This window comes from Methylothermaceae bacteria B42 (assembly GCA_001566965.1).
Classification (GTDB): Bacteria; Pseudomonadota; Gammaproteobacteria; order Methylococcales; family Methylothermaceae; genus Methylohalobius.
In genome coordinates, this window is record LSNW01000013.1 from 102371 (window position 1) to 118984 (window position 16614).

The following is a 16614-nucleotide window of genomic DNA, read 5'->3' on the forward strand; positions in this document are numbered from 1 at the left end:
AAACAACCTAAAGATGCCATTGATTGTTTGATTTTAATAAACAATTTAAAAAACTATTTGCTTGCATGCCTGAAGATAAAATTTCTTTCATTCCCCGATATCACGAAACCCCGGAACAAGCCGCGGAATATCTCCGGCTAACCTTACCGTGGCTGGCAAAATTCAAGCTTCCCATGAATCCGATTAATTATGCCATAGGCTATGATTACATCGCCGGCAACAACCGGCTGCTTAGGGAAGCCATTGATAATTTGACTAAAAACCAGCAATCTTTGACCGAAGCCCATTGCATTCAATTCTATAGACAATATATTCTCGACGAGGCCGCCCGCCGTTTTGAAAAAGTGGGGGATTCATTAAGCCACCTGGTTCAACAAACGCTGCAGGAGGTTGAAAAAACCGAGGCCCAAGCCAGCCAGTCCAGCGTTAATTTGGAGGAACAAGCCCAGGCATTGTCGACACAGCCGCCGGAAAAAATCGCCGAAGTCTTGCAAAATGTCATTCAAGAAACCCGCGCCCTGGCGGAAACCGGCAGCCAACTTAAAAATAATCTGCATTACACCAACCTAGAAATCACCCAACTTCGGGCCGAGTTGGAAATGATGAAAGAGGCCGCCTTCACCGACGCTTTGACCGGCCTCCTCAACCGGCGTGCATTCGATATGAGAATTCAGCACGTGGTGGCAATGTTTCCCCACGAATTTTCCAGCGTATTTCTGTTAATTCTAGACTTGGATCACTTTAAAAAGATTAACGATAATTTCGGTCATTTGACCGGCGATAAAGTCCTGCGTTTTACCGCACATCTCATCAAAAAATATCTGCCCAAAGGCCAAGCCGCGGCCCGCTACGGAGGTGAAGAAATCGCCATCTTGCTCGCCAACGTCAACCGTGAAGAAGCCATTAACGTGGCGGAAAATATCCGCTCTGAATTGGCCAAAAGCCGGCTGCAACGCAAAGACAATGGCGAACCCATTGGCCAAGTGACCGTGTCCGTCGGTGTCGCCAGCCTAAGAGAAGGCGATTCCATCGATGATTTGATCGAGCGCGCCGACACCGCCCTTTATGAAGCCAAAAAACAAGGCCGTAACCGGGTGGTTGACAGCGAACAGTCAGCCACCGCAGCCTAAACCGGGATTAGATGGCAGTATTCGATTCTTAAGTTTAGAAGGCCATCCAAACCGCCACCACCAGCCCGCAATCATCCGCCACACAAAACGTCTAGTGGCCGCGTGTAACGCATGATAGCCCGTCCATACCCGCAACCATTGCGCTTGCACTACCGGCTCACCTGCACAGGCAAAGGTATCGAGATAGGCAATTATCGCATCTTGGGCCCAGGCAGCATGGCCGGAAGCCAAATTATCAATCGACTGATGCAGGCGGACGATAGTTGGATCGATTCCCCAGTAGGTCAATTCTTCCGCCAAGGTTTGATAAGTTTCCCCTAGTCCATTCAACTCTATCGCCAGATTCAACCCTAGTATCTCCGGCAGAAACTCTCCGGGCAATTGGCCAATGGCCAAAAGAAAAGCCGGCAAATCGAAAGCGCCCTTGATAAACCCGGGATGATTGATAAATGCCTCACTGTCGAAAGGCGGCAGTTCGATGGACAGTTCCGCCAACAGCTTCCTGTAAACATTGGCATGATTTTGCGCCACCTTCCCGGCGCCCAGTTCATCCCGGAAGATCGCCCAGAGGTGATTCCCTATGGCGGGATAACGCTGTGAAACCAAAGCCGAATACTGCAGCCAGGCGCCATCCATCAAAATAGCCGGCGCCAATTGCTCAATGCCCCAAATGTAGGCTTCCCTGGAAATTTTAGGCGCCGAAGGCGGCTGCGGCTCTGAGCGGCATTGTCGCTGGTGCCTAATTTCAATGGTTTCCTTCAACCTTTCAGGCGAATAGTCAAACTGGGTCCGGCGCGCTTTTCTTTGGGCAATTGACAGAATTTTTCGCACATAAGACCGGGCCATAGGAAGACTTCGAGCTAGGTTGTCTTGTTGGAGTAAGTCTAAATAAAGTTTAGGGACGGAACTTGATTCAACCAGCTCGGAAGCTGCTTTTCTGGTAACCACAATAGCCGTATTTGTCAGTGGAGTCGCCCCACTACCTGAGAAAATTGCGCCCGTTTGGAAAGGGCGTCTTTCGTTAATCAACCACTGTTTAATTATTTCGATTTCATGCTCACTAAAAACCCCGAACATGGGCCCTTCAAAGGTGATGGAATGCTGAAAAAACCGGCTGTCCTCAGGTTTTTCCAAATTCAGGAAAGGTGAACCCAGAAAGGCTTGCAGAAACCTTTCGCCATTCCCTTCGTTTAAGAGCAAAAACCACGATTCCAACGAACGCCCTTGCCATTCCACCCGGTGATGCATGCCTTTGGCATAACGGGCTTTTTGGCGGAATATCGACAACACTTGCTGGCGTAAGTTTTGCTTGTGTTGCCAATGGGCCTGCCATGCCTGTATCCACGTATTTGTCCGGTTGAGAAAAAAGTCTTTCCCCCGTTTTACCCGCTGGATTTCCTCGTTGGAAAGTGAGCATTGACTGAAGATTGCATCAATTGTCTGGGCAAGTGAGGCACAATCTCCGGCATCAGAGGATTTTTCTAACCAGTTGGAAAGATGAAACAACCCACCACCCAATTGGGCATAGGCTTGGGTCAAGCCAAGAATTTCCCACGGATAACGCCCGCCCGTCCGCCCCAACGCCAACAGGGTAGCGCCATCTTGCCAAATCACAGGATCCGAATGGATTTTATCCAGCCACCCATAGTGACTCGCAACCGGGCTTAGGCCATCGAAAGAATACATTGGATAACAGGCCTGAAACAGCCGCCGAACCAGGGATTGCGCTTGCAGCCACAACGCCCCCACCGGTGTATGGGCATTGGCCATGTGGACGACGGTATCCAGCCAACAGCCTTCAATGGCACCCAATGGAGCGAACCAAGACCGCCAATCTTCCCATGGTAAATCGGCCGCAAAACATTCAATCGACTCTTTTAAATCCGTCAGTGATGTATTGATATCGGGGCTGGCCTGATCTTGACATTGAAATACATCATTCAGCCATGCTTCCGCCTCCTGAAACCATATGGGCTGCCACTGTAATTGCGCCCAGCGGTAATAGGTTTCTTTTTCTGGCGGCAATAATTCAGGCATGGGGCTTTTGGAAAAGATAATCACCAATCACCAGCGCATCCAGACCCGAGGTCATAAATACCGCCACGGCATCTTCCACGCCGTGGACCATGGGTTTCCCCATTTGATTCAAGCTGGTATTGAGCAGCACCGGCACCCCTGTTTGGCGATGAAACGCACTCAACAATTGGTGAAATTTTCGATTCCATTCCCGTCGCACGCTTTGTACCCGGCCGGTGCCATCCACGTGCACCACCGCCGGCACTTGGTTTGCTTTCTCCTTGCGGAAATTTAAGGTTCTTTCCATAAAAGGTGAGACTTGATAATCCTGAAAATATTCCTCGCCATAGTCATCCAAGATGGCCGGGGCGAACGGACGAAACGCTTCGCGGAACTTTACCCTGGCATTGAGTTTGTCTTTCATTTGCCGATCCCGGGGATCGGCCAAAATGGAACGGTTCCCCAAGGCTCTGGGACCGAACTCCGCCCGCCCCTGCACCCAGGCAATCAGCTTGCCTTCCGCCAACAATGAGGCAGTTCTTTCACAAATCGTATCTGGCAAATGCTCGACAGACAGCCCGCCAAATTGAATCAATCGCTGCAGCCGCACGTCGGCGATATCACTGCCAAGATAAGGTGATAAACAGTCCCCGCCAGGCCATTCCGCACCCGGATGATCCTGACGCCATGCTAACCAGGCAGCGCCAAGAGCAGTCCCGTCATCGGCCGGCGCGGAAGGCACATGCAACCGGATAAAAGGCGTGTTTGCCATCAGTTGCCCGTTGGTCACCGAATTCAAGGCGCATCCTCCGCCCAATATCAAATTGTGACAGGGGTGCCTGTCGTATAAATTGTTTACCAATTGCGTCATCAACCGGGTAAAAAACACCTGCCCGGTCTTGGCCAGATCCGCCGCTTCCAACGCAGGTGCCTGCGGCTGGCGACGGATTTTTTTAAAGGCTTGGATATCAGCCGAGATTGCGGTCATATCCTGACGCAGCCCTAACCCCTCCACCCACAGCATTTGCTCGAACCGCCGCAGCCAGGCTTCATTCACCTTACCGTAGGAAGCCAATCCCATAACTTTGCCTTCCTCTCCCTGCCACCAATGAAAACCGCATAATTCGGTCAACCACATATAAAAGAAACCGAGGCTGGCGATATTTCGGTCCGTGTACAAAGGGGTAATGTTTCCACGGTCGTAGTGGTAGGCCGCAATAGCACCGCGCTCGCCATAGGAATCGACTATCAGACACGCCGCCTCCGAAAAAGGGCTGCTCAGACAAGCCGCCGCCGCGTGGCAGTCATGATGTTTGAAATATTTGAAATCCAGGCGGGTTCCAGGAAAACGCTCGCATACCTGGCGAACCAAATTGAGCCCTCCCATTGAGCGGCTGACGTGCTGGCAAGCCAGCATGTGGAATAGCTTGTATTTTTCCAGGAAGGTTGAATGGTCCCGATAACCCTTGGCCACCAGTCCGGGAGCAGTGAAGTACCCGAGCCAGCGGCTGACCGGTTCATACCAGGGCCGGCGTTGGCTCCAATTGAAGGCGATGATCCACTGGGCCTGTGGATCGCAATACCGTTCCAACCAGGCGGCAATCTGCGGAAAGGGATCGGGCGGGCAATTGAGGGCCCGCTTGTATTGCAACGACCGTTCAGCGGCTTCCGCAAAAATGACATTACCTTCCCCATCTACGATCGCAATGGCAGGATCGTGATAAGTGATGCACAGGCCGACATAGATTTTTTTTGTCATAGATACGCTCCGGTGTCATGGTAATTCTCTTGCTGGCGAATTAACATAGGCATGACTCGTAAAATCTATTTACGTTTAACCTAAATTTTGCAAGTGATCCGAGCACCAAGGGTATCAAACAAGGCTTTAGGCAAGGCGGCAAGGCAATTTTCGCGCAGGCGTAGCAGCGCTACTTCGAGCATAAAATTGGTGCAGTCAATGCAGCATAAAGGCTTGATTTGACAGCAGAATGCCGAAGCACTTGCAGAATTTAGGTTTATTAACTTTGTGCAGACAAGGTGCTGGGGGCTTCCTAAAGCAGACCATCCATGGCGGCCCGAGCAGTTACTCATGAATTAAAATTCACACGGAGGCATACCATGACCGAACCTGTCATTGCCAGTAAATCCCCATTCCCAGTGGAAGTAGAAGCCGGCGAAACCTATTATTGGTGCGCCTGCGGCTTGAGCAAAGACCAGCCTTTTTGCGATGGTTCCCACAAGGGCACCGGCATTACCCCCGTTGCCTGGCAAGCAAGCAAGGATGAAACCGTCTATTTCTGTGGCTGCAAACGCACAGGTTCACCACCGATGTGTGACGGCACCCACAAAACGTTGAGCTGAATGATAGGGGAACGAGACAGGAAGTTTACTTCGCTCGCGGGGTATCGATTGCGCTTATCCAGGGCGTGAGCGCCCTCGGCAAAAGCTCCTTACTCCAGCTTAGGTTCTTAATCCCTCGAGGCATGGGGCGGGAGACAAAGCCCAGAATGATTAGGAAGCCGGACTTTCCCGCCAGGCAAGATCGGGATGTTTGGCCGCGCGCACCTCATCCAGCCGTTTGAGCGGCAGTGTGTGAGGGGCTTGCTTGAGTTTCTCCGGTTCGTTTTCCGCTTCTTGTTTGATCTGAATCATGGCCTCGATAAAAACATCGAGGGTTTCTTTAGTTTCGGTTTCGGTAGGTTCGATCAACATGCACTCTGGCACCAACAACGGAAAGTAAATGGTTGGGGCATGAAAGCCATAGTCCAGAAGACGCTTGGCGAAATCGAGCGCTGTCACGCCGGTTTCTTTAGCCAGATGCTTCAAGGTGATCAAAAATTCGTGGGCCGCGCGCCGGTCCGGGTAAGCTGCTTCAAACCCGGCTTCCTTTAATTTTTGCAACATATAATTGGCATTGAGGGTGGCGTACTCGGCCACCCGCACCATCCCCTCAGCCCCCAGCAATTTGATATAGACATAAGCGCGCAACAACACCCCCACATTGCCGGCAAAGGCCGACAACCTGCCAATGGTTTGCGGCCTTTCGTCTTCGGTGATCCAATGGTACTGGCCTTGGCCATTTTTCCCCACCATCGGCACCGGCAGAAAGGGCGCCAATTTTTCGTTGGCGCCGATGGGCCCGGCGCCGGGACCGCCACCACCGTGGGGCGTGGAGAAAGTCTTGTGTAAATTCAGATGTATCACGTCGAACCCCATATCCCCAGGCCGAACCTTGCCGAGAATGGCGTTCAGGTTGGCGCCGTCGTAATAGAACAGTCCGCCGGCGCCGCGAACGATGGTCTCGATTGCTTGAATACGGCGCTCGAATACCCCCAGGGTGGAAGGGTTGGTCAGCATGATTCCAGCGGTTTGCGGTCCCACTGCCTGACGCAAGGCTTCTAAATCCAGATCGCCGTGACGGTCGGTGGGAATCTCCCGCACCGAATAACCACCCATACTGGCGGAAGCCGGATTGGTGCCGTGGGCGGCATCGGGCACTAAAATTTCCGTGCGCTGATGATCTCCCCGGGACTGATGATAAGCGCGGATCATGGCGACTCCTGCAAATTCGCCTTGAGCCCCGGCGGCAGGCGTCAAGGACATTTCCGCCATGCCTGTGATTTCCCGCAGGCTTTCCTGCAATTCATGCAAGCAGGCCAGCAAGCCTTGAATAGAATTGGCGCCCGTCGCAGGATGACCGCCGAGAAATTGGGGCTGTTTGGCCAGCACATCACAAACTTTGGGGTTGTACTTCATGGTGCACGACCCCAAAGGATAAAAGTGGGTATCGATGGAAAAATTCTGCTGGGACAAGCGGGTGTAATGACGTACTACATCCAATTCCGAGACTTCGGGCAGTTTCGGCGGCTGGCGGCGCAGCAAATGTTCGGGAATATCCGAAGGCAAGGCGGCCGGCTGGCGTGGCCATTGCGCTGAAATGCGGCGGCCGGGCCGGGAACGTTCAAAAATCAGCATGCACCCTCCTCTCAAGCATTGATAACAGCAGCCAACTGGTCGGTGTAGCGTTCGATATCATCCCGGCTGCAGGTTTCAGTGGCGCATACTAAGACGGCATTGGGTAATACCGGATAATGGCGGCTTAAAGCAATCCCTCCTAAAATACCCTGCCTAGATAGACTTTCAAGCACCACTTCTGCCGGCTTCGGTAGGATCAATACCCCTTCGTGAAAAGCAGCGCCATCAAATCCCTTCTCTACCCCACGTATTTGCGTCAGCCGGGTAATCAGCCGGTTTAGATTCTCGTGACAAACCACCGCCACCCGCGCCAATCCTTCCGGGCCAAGCAGCGCCATATACACGGCTGCCGCCGCGGTCAGCAACCCTTGATTGGTACAAATATTGGACGTGGCCTTGGAACGGCGGATATGTTGTTCGCGGGCTTGCAGCGTCAAGACATAACCGCGGCGGCCCTCGCTGTCCACCGTGGCCCCGGCGATACGGCCGGGAAGCTGGCGGACAAAGTCCTTGCGGCAAGTCATAAAGCCAAAATAGGGGCCACCCAAGGATAAGGGAATACCCAAGGGCTGGCCATCCCCACAGGCAATGTCCGCGCCGTTTGCGCCCCATTCTCCCGGTGGTTTTAACATCGCCATCGCCGTGGGATTCACCACCGCAACGGATAATGCCCGCTGCTGCGCCGCCCAGTCTGTCATTGCGTCAACGTCTTCAAGCACGCCAAAATAATTGGGCTGGGGGATGACCACCGCAGTGATATCTTCGTCACGGTAAGCTTCCAACGCTTCCAAAGAAGTTCGACCAGTCTGGCGATCGAAGGGAATCTCGATGAGTTCGATGGCTTGATTGGCGACAATGGTAGCCGCTACCTGGCGGTAAATGGGATGCACGGAGGTAGGCACGAGGACCTTTTTGGAATGGCTATGACGGTTGGCCCTTACCGCCATCAAGATCGCTTCGGCCAAGGCAGAAGCGCCGTCATACAAAGAAGCGTTGGACACCTCCATCGCCAGCAATTGGGTCATCATGCTTTGGTATTCGTAGACCAATTGCAGGGTACCCTGACTGGCCTCGGCTTGATAGGGAGTGTAAGCCGAATAATATTCCCCCCGGCCGACAATCTCCCACACCGCAGCCGGAATGTGATGATCGTAGGCCCCGCCGCCGGCAAAACAGAGCTGACGGGTATTTTGTTCCGCCCGTTCCCGCAGCAATCGCTGAACTTCCATTTCCGACATCCCCGCCGGTAAATCGAGACTTGCACAGCGCAAGCCCTTGGGAATTTCATCGAAAAGCGCAGCCAGGGAATCCAGTCCCAAGGCCGCAAGCATCGCCTGCCGGTCTTCCTCAGTGTGGGGAATGAAAGGCATGGGGCGGACTCGTCAGCTTTCTTCGCTCAACAACTTGGCATACCCTTCAGCGTCCATTAAGGTTTCCCATGCCGCCGGATCCTGGGGTTGCAAGACGAAAATAAAGGTACCGTAAGGATCTTGATTGATCAATTCCGGCGTATCGGCCAAATCTTCATTGACTTCGACAATGGTTCCCGCAACCGGGCTATAGATGTCCGCCGCGGCCTTGACTGACTCCACCACCGCGCATGCTTCTCCAGCCTTCACTTCGCGGCCAGTCTCGGGCAATTCGACATAGACCAAATCACCCAATGCCTCTTGGGCATGATCGGTAATCCCCACCGCCAGGTTGCCATCCTCACGCCTGCGAACCCATTCATGATTCTCAGTGTATTTCAGTTCCTGTGGTACGTCACTCATGGTGTTCCCCCTTGTCTGTCGCAATTTCAATCATGATTTTGCCGTGGCGAACGAACGGTGGTTGTACGATTTGCGCCAGTTTCCACCGGCCGCGGATCTCCACTAGGCATTGTTGTTCCTCACTGTTTGGCAACCGAGCCAAGGCGATGGAACGCTGTAATGTCGGCGAAAACCCGCCGCTGGTAATACTGCCTTCGCCCGCTTTCAATTTCACTTTTTGCCCCCGGCGCAGCACGCCTGGCTCCAGTAAAATCAAACCCGCCCGCTGCCATTTCACCGCCTCGGCGAGTTCCTTTTCTATGGCATGCCGACCAATAAACTGGCGCTGTGGCGGGTTTAGCGCAACAGTTTGCGCCAAACCGCATTCTAAGGGCGAAATATCTTCGTCCATTTCCTGTCCATAGAGGTTAAACCCTGCTTCCATCCTTAGTGTATCACGGGCTACCAAGCCGCAAGGCTGGACACCGCTGTCCAACAAGGCTTCCCATAATTTAGGCGCTTCTTCGTTGGGAAGCATCAATTCATAGCCATCTTCTCCGGTATAACCGGTTCTCGACACCAACCAGTTGTCCGCTTCGGCAAAAGCAAAAGGTTTTATGGATTTAAGCTTTTCCTTCAATGCACCAGGCAAGTGTAAATCCGCCTTTTTCCGCGCATTGGGACCTTGCACGGCAATCATGGCCAGCTCATCCCGGAAGTAAATGCTCACATCAAAATCCTTGGCCTGCCGGTTAATCCAAACCCAGTCTTTTTCCCGGGTAGCGGCATTGGTGACCAGCCTAAAGCAAGACGCATCCCGATAAAACACCACCACATCATCGATAATCCCGCCCTGATCGTTGAGCATACAGCTATAGAGTGCGCGGCCTGGATGTTTTAACTTTGCAATGTCATTAGCCAACAAATAGCGCAAGAATTCAGCCGTGCCATTACCGCGAATATCTATCCGGGTCATATGAGACACATCGAACACCCCAGCATCCTCGCGAACCGCGCGGTGCTCTTCAATCTCGGAGGTATAACGCAACGGCATTTGCCATCCGGCAAATTCAATCATCCTCGCGCCTAGCCGATGATGCAGAGTATATAATGGCGTTTTTCGCATAACCGGGGCTTTACAGGTGATTTCTCAAGACTTTCTGAATTTTGGGCAACCTGGGCAATTTTTGGAAAATTCCGCGCCAAACTTTGACCCGCCGCTCCTCCAAGCATCCCAGCAGATAACCGATGGCTGCAATGATTGGGAAGATAAATTATGCCCATTCTCTAATAATTGACGCAGCCTTTCTATCTCTATCGAAACATCATTGTACTCCCCTAAAACAGCTGTAATCGTTTGAACAAACCAATTGCGGCTTTATTATCTGTCTGGATTATGCCGGGAGTGTAAAAGTCTTACGTATCGCTTCAAATCCTCACTGATTTTTTGGTCAATCATCTTTACACCTAACGAATTCTCCACTCTTCCAAACTTTTTAACTTACTACTTTACTTGGGATTTATTGAAGACTAAAATAGTCTTAATTATGCTACGTCTGAGCAAACTGACCGATTACGCCATTGTGATTGCCTGCTATTGCGCCAGGCAACCAGAGGCCATGCATACCGCTGCGGAAATTTCCGGCACAGTAGGTATTGCTTTGCCCACGGTAAAAAAGATTCTCAAGACCATGACCCAACAGCATTTATTTGAATCGATTCGCGGCGCCCACGGCGGATACCGGATTGCCGCCGATCCTAAAGATATTACCGTGGCGCAAATCATCGCCGCTCTGGAGGGTCCTATTGGTTTGACCGAATGCACCCAGGCGGACAATCAATGCCAACAAGCGGATGGTTGTGATATCCGGGGCAACTGGGCGTTGATCAATCAGGCGATCAAACAAGCGTTGGAATCGATTACCCTGGCAGACATGGTCAAGCCAGCGGTGCGGGAACTGCCCATTGCTTTCTCTCAACTCAAGCACGCAGCCCGCTGAAACCCTTTTTGGAGAAACTTATGGCAGCAAGTAGCGAAAACCTGGAAAAACTGATCGGCCGGGAATACGAAGAGGGCTTCGTGACCGACGTGGAGGAAGACCGCTTGCCTCCGGGCCTGAGCGAAGACATCGTCCGCGCCCTGTCGGCCAAGAAAAACGAGCCCCAGTGGATGCTGGAATGGCGTCTTGAAGCCTACCGCCACTGGTTGAAAATGAAAGAACCCCACCACTGGCCCCACATCAAATTCGAACCTATCGACTACCAGGCCATCAGCTATTACGCCGCCCCCAAATCCCCCAAGGATGGCCCCAAGAGCCTGGACGAAGTCGATCCCAAGCTGCTGGAAACTTTCGAAAAACTGGGCATTCCCCTGCACGAGCGGGAAAGGTTGGCAGGCGTGGCCGTGGATGCGGTGTTTGACAGCGTTTCGGTGGCAACCACCTTCAAGGAAACCCTGGAAAAAGCCGGGGTCATTTTTTGCCCCATTTCCGAGGCAATCCGCGAGCACCCGGAGTTGGTACGCAAGTATCTCGGCTCGGTCGTGCCGCCGGGCGACAATTTCTTCGCCGCTCTCAACTCGGCGGTGTTTTCCGACGGCTCATTCGTTTACATTCCCAAGGGGGTGCGCTGCCCCATGGAACTGTCCACCTATTTCCGTATCAACGCCGCCAATACCGGCCAATTCGAGCGCACCTTGATTATCGCCGAGGAAAAATCCTATGTCTCTTATCTGGAAGGCTGCACCGCCCCCATGCGCGACGAAAATCAACTCCATGCCGCGGTGGTCGAGCTGATCGCCCTGGAAGACGCGCAAATCAAATATTCCACCGTTCAGAACTGGTATCCCGGCGACGAAGAAGGCCGTGGCGGCATCTACAACTTCGTCACCAAACGGGGAGAATGCCGGGGCGACCGGGCGAAAATCTCCTGGACCCAGGTGGAAACCGGTTCTGCCATCACCTGGAAGTATCCCAGCTGTATTTTGCGCGGCGATGATTCGGTGGGTGAGTTTTATTCGGTGGCGGTTACCAACCATCATCAGCAAGCCGATACCGGCACCAAAATGATCCATATCGGTAAAAACACCAAGAGCACCATTATTTCCAAGGGTATCTCCGCCGGAGTGGCGCAAAACACTTACCGGGGGCTGGTCAAGGTGCTGAAAAGCGCCAGCGGCGCACGCAACTATACCCAGTGTGATTCGCTATTGATTGGCGACCGCTGCGGCGCCCACACCTTCCCTTATATCGAAGTGAAACAGCCCAGTGCCCAGGTGGAACACGAGGCCACCACTTCGAAAATCAGCGAGGATCAATTGTTTTACTGCCAGCAACGGGGCATCTCCGCCGAAGATGCGGTCTCCATGATTGTCAACGGCTTCTGCAAGGAAGTGTTCAAGGAACTGCCCATGGAATTTGCGGTGGAAGCCCAGGCGCTGCTGGGCGTCAGTTTGGAAGGGAGTGTGGGTTGAGGAGCTATTATGTCAAAAATTCTGCAAAAAGCCTTTGAAGAAGCTTCGAAGCTGTCGGAACTAGAACAAAATGAATTAGGCCATTGGTTGATCGAGGAAATCATCACCGAGAAAAAATGGGAATCCATCCTGGCCGATTCTGAAGATGTACTTAAAACCTTAGCGGAAGAAGCGCTCACCGAATATGAACAGGGAAAAACCAAAAAACTCGATGTTGATAAATAGTGAAATCCCATATCACAGAAAAATTCCGCATTTTAATGGCCCAATTGCCAGAAAAGATTCGCAAACAGGCAAAAACGGCTTATGCCCAATTCCAAAGGGATCCTTCTCACCCGGGACTCCGTCAAACGGGTTCACTCCAAAATGCCCATCTTTTCTGTCCGCATCACAAAAGATTACCGAGCCGTCGGTATTCAGAAAGATGGCGAAATGATTTGGTTTTGGATTGGCTCCCATGGGGATTATGAAAAACTCCTTCGGCAAATAAGGCAACATTAATATGACCAAACCATTACTTAAAATCGAAAACCTCCACGCTTCCGTGGAAGGCAAGCCCATCCTCAAGGGCATCCACCTGGACCTGGATTATGGTCAGATCCACGCCATCATGGGGCCTAATGGTTCGGGCAAGAGCACCCTGGCCAATGTTCTGGCCGGCCGCAACGGGTATGAAGTCACCGAAGGCCGGGTCTGGTACAAGGGAAAAGACTTGCTGGCCATGGCGCCGGAAGAACGGGCCCGGGAAGGGGTTTTTCTGGCGTTTCAATATCCGGTGGAAATTCCAGGCGTCAGCAATATTTACTTTCTTAAAGCAGCGCTCAACGCTATTCGCAAACACCGTGGCGAACCGGAAGTGGACGCCATGGATTTTATCCAATTGGTCAAGGAAAAAATCCAGTTGATGGCAATGGAAGAGCAGTTCCTCTACCGTGCCATCAACGAAGGTTTTTCCGGCGGCGAGAAAAAGCGCAATGAAATTCTGCAAATGCTGCTGCTGGAACCGACTTTGTGCGTGCTGGACGAGATCGATTCCGGCCTCGATATCGATGCCCTGAAGATTGTCGCCAAGGGCATCAATACCTTGCGCTCTGCCGAGCGGGGTTTTCTGATGGTGACCCATTATCAACGGCTGTTGGATTATGTAACACCGGATGTGGTCCACGTGTTTGCCGACGGGCGGATTGTCAAGTCTGGCGGGCCTGAACTGGCCAAGGAACTGGAAGCCAAGGGCTACTGCTGGATCGAACAAGCGCCGGAGGCACACGCCCCATGAACCTGCCGGCAGAAGCATTGAAACCTTATCAGGAAGTGCTCGAAAAACGGCTGGCCAACGAGCCTGGCTGGTTGGTGGAACTACGCCGTCAAGCCCTGCAACGATTTGGCAGTAAAGGCTTTCCTTCACCTCGTGAAGAAGAGTGGAAATACACCAATGTATCGCCTATCGAGCGTAAACGATTTCCCCTTGCGGCGGCTTCAGGCTCTGTGGATGAAAAATGGATCAAACAGCAGCTCTTGCCAGATTGCTGGCATCTGGTTCTGGTTGACGGTTTTTTCGCTTCCGCGCTTTCCCACCCTGCCCTGGCGGGGGACGTGATTTTCTGCGACATGGGCGCCGCCCTGCTCCGCCACGAGGCACTACTGACCAAAGGGCTCAATCAGGCAGTGGATGTGGATCATGGCTTCATCGACTTCAACACCGCCCTGTTTCATGGCGGCGCATTGGTTTATCTGACAGCCGGCACCCGGCTGGAACACCCCATCCAGATTCTTCATATCCAGACCCAGGCAGCGGCCATCCCCACCCGTCATTTGATTATGCTCGATGAAGGCGCGGAGGCTACCATCATCGAATCCTATTTGGGAGAAGGCAACGGATTGACCGCTCATGTCAGCGAAGTCTTGCTGGGAAACCATGCCCGCTTGCAACACTTCAAAATCCAGGAGGAAGCCCAGCGGGCCTTTCATTTCGGCGGTTTATACATCAAACAGGCACCGAGCTCCCGATTCGAACAGACCCAATTTGCCTTGGGCAGCCTGCTGGCCCGCAGTGAAATTCATGTTCATTTAAGGGAAGAAAGCCAATGCCAACTGGATGGCCTCCATTGGGCCAACGGCCGCCGGCATCTGGATAGCCATACCCGTATCATCCATGAAAAACCCGGCGCGGTCAGCCGGGAATCCTACAAGGTTTTGGCGGAAGACCATGGCCATAGCGTGTTTCAGGGCCGGATTGTGGTTGAGCCCGGCGCGCAAAAGACGGACGCGGCCATAAGCAACAAAAATCTGTTGTTGTCGGAAAATGCCGAAGTGGACAGCAAACCGCAACTGGAAATCTACGCCGACGATGTCAAATGCGCCCACGGCGTTACTGTCGGCCAACTGGACGACAATGCCCTGTTTTATCTGCAAACCCGGGGGATTGACGCCGATTCCGCCCGCCAGCTCTTGCTTTATGGCTTTGTCAATGAATTGATTGAGGCGGTCAAAGTTGCGCCCCTGCGCCAATATCTGCATCAACAATTGGATAACCGTTTCGACGCCATCGACCTGGAAAGCACATCATGACCCAATCCGCACTGACCGAGATTCAAACACCCTATCCCCTGGAAGCCATCCGCGCCGACTTCCCGGCCCTGCATCAGCAAGTACGAGGCAAGCCGCTAGTCTATCTGGACAACGCCGCCAGCGCTCAAAAGCCCAAGCAGGTCATCGACACTCTGGCGGATTTTTACCGCCACGATTTTGCTAACGTCCACCGCGGCGTGCACACCCTGAGCGAACGCGCCACGGCGAAATACGAAGCCGCCCGCGACACGGTGCAACGTTTCATCAACGCCGCCTGCCGGGAGGAAATTGTCTTTGTCCGCGGCACCACCGAGGCCATCAATCTGGTGGCGCAAAGCTATGGCCGGACTTATCTCCAACCCGGCGATGAAATCCTCATCACCGCCATGGAGCATCATTCCAACATCGTGCCCTGGCAGATGGTCTGCCAGCAGACCGGCGCCAAGTTAAAAGTCGCCCCTATCAATGATAAGGGTGAGTTGCTTGTGGAAGCATTCCAACGGCTGCTCAACTCCCGTGTTCGCCTGGTGGCCGTCACCCACATGTCCAATGCCCTGGGCACCATCAATCCGGTGGAAGACATCATACAAATGGCCCACGCACAGGGGATTCCGGTGCTCCTCGACGGCGCCCAGGCCGTTCCCCATTTGAAAGTGGACGTGCAAGCCCTGGACTGCGATTTCTACGCTTTCTCCGGCCACAAATTGTATGGTCCCACCGGTATCGGCGTACTCTACGGCAAGCGGGAACTGCTGGAGGACATGCCTCCCTGGCAAGGGGGTGGCGAGATGATCCGCAAAGTCACCTTCGAGGCCACGGAATACAATTCTCTACCCTACAAATTCGAAGCCGGCACTCCGGCCATTGCCGAAGCGGTGGGATTGGGGGCGGCCATCGATTATGTGGAAAGCATCGGCTGGGAGGCTATCGCCCTCCACGAGCATGAACTCTTGGAATACGCCACCGCCAGAGCCCTGGAAATCAGCGGGCTCAAGCTGGTCGGGACCGCTACCCACAAAGGCGCCATATTGTCCTTCGTACTGAAGCAGGTGCACCCCCACGACATTGGAACGTTTTTGGATCACTACGGCGTCGCGGTCAGAGCCGGCCACCACTGCGCCATGCCGGTGATGGACTTCTTTCGGGTAGCCGCCACCGCGAGAGCTTCGTTCGCCATCTACAACAGCAAAGAGGAAATTGACATTTTGATGGAAGCCATTCAACACATTATCGAGGCATTCGGCTGATGCTGGACGATTTACGCGATCTTTACCAAGAAGTGGTCTTCGACCACAACCGCAATCCCCGTAATTTCCGGGTAATTGAGGATGCCGACCGCACCATCGAGGGATTCAATCCCCTTTGCGGCGACCGCATTACCCTGTATTTGAAATTGGACGGCGACAAGATTGTCGATGTGGCGTTTCAAGGCCAGGGCTGCGCTATTTCCACCGCGTCCGCGTCGCTGATGACTGAGATTGTCAAGGGCAAAACCGTCCAGGAAGCGGAAAAACTGTTCGAGGCATTTCACAAGATTGTCACCGGCGAAGACGGCGATCTGAAACTGGAAGCACTGGGGAAATTGGCTGTACTTGCGGGTGTCAAGCAATACCCATCGCGAATCAAGTGCGCCACCTTGCCCTGGCATTCCCTGGAAGCCGCCCTCAAGGGAGAAGAAAGTGCTGTTAGTACGGAGTAATCC

At 53.1% G+C, this 16614-nt stretch carries 15 protein-coding genes and 1 pseudogene; 10 read left to right on the forward strand and 6 right to left on the reverse strand.

Annotation, left to right across the window (positions count from 1 at the left end; genetic code table 11):
* The first annotated feature begins 23 nt into the window (after nucleotides 1-23).
* Entirely contained in the window at nucleotides 24-1130 is a 1107-nt protein-coding gene (locus AXA67_06600) for a hypothetical protein (GenBank protein ID KXJ41209.1), read from the forward strand.
* Here the strand turns inward: AXA67_06600 and AXA67_06605 are convergent.
* On the reverse strand, nucleotides 1113-3194 hold the full coding sequence (locus tag AXA67_06605; GenBank protein ID KXJ41210.1) for a hypothetical protein: 2082 nt from the start codon (nucleotides 3192-3194) through the stop codon (nucleotides 1113-1115). The two genes, AXA67_06600 and AXA67_06605, sit on opposite strands and share 18 nt — an antisense overlap.
* Nucleotides 3160-4905, reverse strand: a complete 1746-nt coding sequence (locus tag AXA67_06610) for a hypothetical protein (protein ID KXJ41211.1) — start codon at nucleotides 4903-4905, stop codon at nucleotides 3160-3162. The genes AXA67_06605 and AXA67_06610 overlap by 35 nt, the downstream gene beginning before the upstream one ends.
* Nucleotides 4906-5264: 359 nt before the next feature.
* Here AXA67_06610 and AXA67_06615 point away from each other — a divergent pair, with 359 nt between their 5' ends.
* Nucleotides 5265-5507 carry a glutamate synthase gene (locus AXA67_06615; GenBank protein ID KXJ41212.1) on the forward strand — a complete coding sequence of 81 codons (243 nt, stop codon included), beginning with the start codon at nucleotides 5265-5267 and terminating at the stop codon, nucleotides 5505-5507.
* Nucleotides 5508-5657: 150 nt separating this feature from the next.
* Here the strand turns inward: AXA67_06615 and AXA67_06620 are convergent, their stop codons facing one another.
* The 4 genes from AXA67_06620 to gcvT are packed head-to-tail and all read right to left on the reverse strand — an operon-like array spanning nucleotide 5658 to nucleotide 9998.
* Entirely contained in the window at nucleotides 5658-7121 is a 1464-nt protein-coding gene (locus AXA67_06620; GenBank protein ID KXJ41213.1) for a glycine dehydrogenase, read from the reverse strand.
* A gap of 11 nt (nucleotides 7122-7132) precedes the next feature.
* Entirely contained in the window at nucleotides 7133-8491 is a 1359-nt protein-coding gene (locus tag AXA67_06625; GenBank protein KXJ41214.1) for a glycine dehydrogenase, read from the reverse strand.
* A gap of 12 nt (nucleotides 8492-8503) precedes the next feature.
* On the reverse strand, nucleotides 8504-8893 hold the full coding sequence (locus tag AXA67_06630) for a glycine cleavage system protein H (GenBank protein KXJ41215.1): 390 nt from the start codon (nucleotides 8891-8893) through the stop codon (nucleotides 8504-8506).
* Nucleotides 8886-9998 (reverse strand): glycine cleavage system protein T, encoded by a 1113-nt coding sequence (gcvT, locus tag AXA67_06635; GenBank protein KXJ41216.1) that lies wholly within the window; start codon nucleotides 9996-9998, stop codon nucleotides 8886-8888. The genes AXA67_06630 and gcvT overlap by 8 nt, the downstream gene beginning before the upstream one ends.
* 421 nt (nucleotides 9999-10419) lie before the next feature.
* On the opposite strand from gcvT, the gene AXA67_06640 reads away from it, so the two are divergent.
* The 8 genes and pseudogenes from AXA67_06640 (at nucleotide 10420) to AXA67_06675 (ending at nucleotide 16611) form a co-directional block, all read left to right on the forward strand.
* A complete protein-coding gene (locus tag AXA67_06640; GenBank protein KXJ41217.1) occupies nucleotides 10420-10872 on the forward strand; it encodes an Rrf2 family transcriptional regulator in 453 nt (150 codons plus the stop codon).
* Nucleotides 10873-10892: 20 nt separating this feature from the next.
* Nucleotides 10893-12344, forward strand: a complete 1452-nt coding sequence (locus AXA67_06645; GenBank protein KXJ41218.1) for a Fe-S cluster assembly protein SufB — start codon at nucleotides 10893-10895, stop codon at nucleotides 12342-12344.
* Between the two features lie 9 nt (nucleotides 12345-12353).
* Nucleotides 12354-12569: a hypothetical protein gene (locus AXA67_06650; GenBank protein ID KXJ41219.1), complete on the forward strand. Its 216-nt coding sequence runs from the start codon at nucleotides 12354-12356 to the stop codon at nucleotides 12567-12569.
* Nucleotides 12570-12604: 35 nt separating this feature from the next.
* Nucleotides 12605-12845, forward strand: a pseudogene (locus tag AXA67_06655) (hypothetical protein).
* A 1-nt stretch (nucleotide 12846) separates the two neighbouring features.
* Complete coding sequence (gene sufC / locus AXA67_06660) at nucleotides 12847-13620, forward strand: Fe-S cluster assembly ATPase SufC (protein ID KXJ41220.1); 774 nt, start codon at nucleotides 12847-12849, stop codon at nucleotides 13618-13620.
* Complete coding sequence (locus AXA67_06665) at nucleotides 13617-14912, forward strand: hypothetical protein (GenBank protein ID KXJ41221.1); 1296 nt, start codon at nucleotides 13617-13619, stop codon at nucleotides 14910-14912. The genes sufC and AXA67_06665 overlap by 4 nt, the downstream gene beginning before the upstream one ends.
* Entirely contained in the window at nucleotides 14909-16159 is a 1251-nt protein-coding gene (locus tag AXA67_06670) for a cysteine sulfinate desulfinase (protein KXJ41222.1), read from the forward strand. The genes AXA67_06665 and AXA67_06670 overlap by 4 nt, the downstream gene beginning before the upstream one ends.
* Complete coding sequence (locus tag AXA67_06675; GenBank protein ID KXJ41223.1) at nucleotides 16159-16611, forward strand: iron-sulfur cluster assembly scaffold protein; 453 nt, start codon at nucleotides 16159-16161, stop codon at nucleotides 16609-16611. The genes AXA67_06670 and AXA67_06675 overlap by 1 nt, the downstream gene beginning before the upstream one ends.
* Nucleotides 16612-16614 lie beyond the last annotated feature (3 nt).

What these genes read in the sequence shown, in the direction of transcription:
- AXA67_06615 (KXJ41212.1), top strand. Translation starts at nt 5,265, where the DNA reads ATGACCGAACCTGTCATTGCCAGTAAATCCCCATTCCCAGTGGAAGTA.
- AXA67_06665 (KXJ41221.1), top strand. Translation starts at nt 13,617, where the DNA reads ATGAACCTGCCGGCAGAAGCATTGAAACCTTATCAGGAAGTGCTCGAA.
- AXA67_06645 (KXJ41218.1), top strand. Translation starts at nt 10,893, where the DNA reads ATGGCAGCAAGTAGCGAAAACCTGGAAAAACTGATCGGCCGGGAATAC.
- AXA67_06610 (KXJ41211.1), bottom strand. Translation starts at nt 4,905, where the DNA reads ATGACAAAAAAAATCTATGTCGGCCTGTGCATCACTTATCACGATCCT.
- AXA67_06675 (KXJ41223.1), top strand. Translation starts at nt 16,159, where the DNA reads ATGCTGGACGATTTACGCGATCTTTACCAAGAAGTGGTCTTCGACCAC.
- AXA67_06670 (KXJ41222.1), top strand. Translation starts at nt 14,909, where the DNA reads ATGACCCAATCCGCACTGACCGAGATTCAAACACCCTATCCCCTGGAA.
- sufC (KXJ41220.1), top strand. Translation starts at nt 12,847, where the DNA reads ATGACCAAACCATTACTTAAAATCGAAAACCTCCACGCTTCCGTGGAA.
- AXA67_06650 (KXJ41219.1), top strand. Translation starts at nt 12,354, where the DNA reads ATGTCAAAAATTCTGCAAAAAGCCTTTGAAGAAGCTTCGAAGCTGTCG.
- AXA67_06640 (KXJ41217.1), top strand. Translation starts at nt 10,420, where the DNA reads ATGCTACGTCTGAGCAAACTGACCGATTACGCCATTGTGATTGCCTGC.
- AXA67_06620 (KXJ41213.1), bottom strand. Translation starts at nt 7,121, where the DNA reads ATGCTGATTTTTGAACGTTCCCGGCCCGGCCGCCGCATTTCAGCGCAA.
- gcvT (KXJ41216.1), bottom strand. Translation starts at nt 9,998, where the DNA reads ATGCGAAAAACGCCATTATATACTCTGCATCATCGGCTAGGCGCGAGG.
- AXA67_06625 (KXJ41214.1), bottom strand. Translation starts at nt 8,491, where the DNA reads ATGCCTTTCATTCCCCACACTGAGGAAGACCGGCAGGCGATGCTTGCG.
- AXA67_06630 (KXJ41215.1), bottom strand. Translation starts at nt 8,893, where the DNA reads ATGAGTGACGTACCACAGGAACTGAAATACACTGAGAATCATGAATGG.